The organism is Ruegeria sp. G2, assembly GCF_056533505.1.
This window is the reverse complement of sequence record NZ_JBQFON010000021.1, coordinates 1-2,500: the sequence shown is the minus strand read 5'-3', so window position 1 is coordinate 2,500 and position 2,500 is coordinate 1. Positions and strand designations below refer to the sequence as shown.

Annotated in this window: 1 tRNA gene and 2 rRNA genes (1 of these 3 cut by a window edge); all 3 read left to right on the top strand. The window is 54.4% G+C overall.

The window, feature by feature from the left end:
- Positions 1-1,989: ribosomal RNA gene (locus ACR0DU_RS21260) — 23S ribosomal RNA — on the top strand (it extends 843 nt beyond the left edge of the window).
- A gap of 223 nt (positions 1,990-2,212) precedes the next feature.
- Positions 2,213-2,327: ribosomal RNA gene (gene rrf / locus ACR0DU_RS21255) — 5S ribosomal RNA — on the top strand.
- A 90-nt stretch (positions 2,328-2,417) separates the two neighbouring features.
- Positions 2,418-2,494, top strand: a tRNA-Met gene (locus ACR0DU_RS21250).
- The last annotated feature ends 6 nt before the right edge of the window (positions 2,495-2,500 follow it).

Sequence of the window (2,500 nt, the reverse complement as noted above, 5' to 3'; positions counted from 1 at the left end):
TCTATTTAGGTAGAGCGTCATCCGAATACCCCGGGGGGTAGAGCACTGGATGGGTAATGGGGCCCCACAGGCTTACTGATCCTAACCAAACTCCGAATACCCGGGAGTACTAGATGGCAGACACACTGCGGATGCTAACGTCCGTAGTGGAGAGGGAAACAACCCTGACCTACGACTAAGGCCCCCAATTCATGGCTAAGTGGGAAAGCAGGTGGGACGACCAAAACAACCAGGAGGTTGGCTTAGAAGCAGCCATCCTTTAAAGATAGCGTAACAGCTCACTGGTCTAAATAAGTTGTCCTGCGGCGAAGATGTAACGGGGCTCAAGCCATGAGCCGAAGTCTAGGGATGCGTAAGCATCGGTAGCAGAGCGTAGTGTGACATAGTTCCTATCCTCTTTAGCGTTCTTCGGAACGCCTTGGAGGATATTTGGAGCTTTCGATGAAGCCGGGGCGTGAGCCATCCGGTGGAGAGATCACTAGTGAGAATGATGACATGAGTAGCGACAAAGAGTGTGAGAGACACTCTCGCCGAAAGTCCAAGGGTTCCTGCTTAAAGCTAATCTGAGCAGGGTAAGCCGGCCCCTAAGCCGAGGCCGAAAGGCGTAGGCGATGGGAACTAGGTTAATATTCCTAGGCCAGGAGGATGTGACGGATCACAGGTGTAGTTCAATCTTATCGGATTGATTGGGCTGCTGAGTGGTTCCTGGAAATAGCCCTCCATCAGACCGTACCCTAAACCGACACAGGTGGACTGGTAGAGCATACCAAGGCGCTTGAGAGAACGATGTTGAAGGAACTCGGCAAAATACCTCCGTAAGTTCGCGAGAAGGAGGCCCGGTTCCTAGGCAACTAGGGGCTGGGGGCACAAACCAGGGGGTGGCGACTGTTTATTAAAAACACAGGGCTCTGCGAAGTCGCAAGACGACGTATAGGGTCTGACGCCTGCCCGGTGCCTGAAGGTTAAAAGGAGAGGTGAGAGCCTTGAATTGAAGCCCAGGTAAACGGCGGCCGTAACTATAACGGTCCTAAGGTAGCGAAATTCCTTGTCGGGTAAGTTCCGACCTGCACGAATGGCGTAACGACTTCCCCGCTGTCTCCAACATCGACTCAGCGAAATTGAATTGCCTGTCAAGATGCAGGCTTCCCGCGGTTAGACGGAAAGACCCCGTGCACCTTTACTACAGCTTCGCACTGGCATCAGGATTGTGATGTGCAGGATAGGTGGTAGGCTTTGAAGCGGAAACGCAAGTATCCGTGGAGCCTCCCTTGAGATACCACCCTTCGCACTCTTGATGTCTAACCGCGGTCCGTTATCCGGATCCGGGACCCTGCGTGGCGGGTAGTTTGACTGGGGCGGTCGCCTCCTAAAGCGTAACGGAGGCGCGCGAAGGTTGGCTCAGAGCGGTCGGAAATCGCTCGTTGAGTGCAATGGCAGAAGCCAGCCTGACTGCAAGACTGACAAGTCGAGCAGAGTCGAAAGACGGCCATAGTGATCCGGTGGTCCCGAGTGGAAGGGCCATCGCTCAACGGATAAAAGGTACGCCGGGGATAACAGGCTGATACTGCCCAAGAGTCCATATCGACGGCAGTGTTTGGCACCTCGATGTCGGCTCATCTCATCCTGGGGCTGGAGCAGGTCCCAAGGGTACGGCTGTTCGCCGTTTAAAGAGGTACGTGAGCTGGGTTTAGAACGTCGTGAGACAGTTCGGTCCCTATCTGCCGTGGGTGTAGGAGACTTGAGAGGAGTTGCCCCTAGTACGAGAGGACCGGGGTGAACGATCCACTGGTGGACCAGTTGTCGTGCCAACGGCAGTGCTGGGTAGCTATGATCGGACAGGATAACCGCTGAAGGCATCTAAGCGGGAAGCCCCCCTCAAAACAAGGTCTCCCTGAGGGCCGTGGAAGACCACCACGTCAATAGGCCGGAGATGTAAGCGCAGTAATGCGTTCAGTTGACCGGTACTAATCGCCCGATAGGCTTGATTTGATCCAGTAATGGAAAGACAAAATCAAACCAGAAGCATACACCGACCTTGAGTTGGACAATTACGTCGCTTTTGCTACGCAAACAGCGACGGTGTTGATTGATGTGAAACCCCGTAAGGGGTGACATAACAACCGTGCGGTAACGCGCATTCGCTTCGCGAATACGCTGCCTGCCGCGCGTCGCCTTTTTGCACTGCAAAAAGAGCGACGGGGATTTTCCTCGGTTTGGTGGTCATAGCGCAAGTGAAACACCCGGTCCCATCCCGAACCCGGAAGTTAAGCACTGCCGCGCCAATGGTACTTGGGCTTAAGCCCCGGGAGAGTAGGTCACCGCCAAACCTAGTAAAATCCCAAAATCTCTCTAACACGATGAAAAGAACACTACCCGGTCTCAAGTAGCCGAATAGGCGGTAGACCAACGCTAAGTGTCGCGGGATGGAGCAGCCCGGTAGCTCGTCAGGCTCATAACCTGAAGGTCGCAGGTTCAAATCCTGCTCCCGCAACCAGCGTCA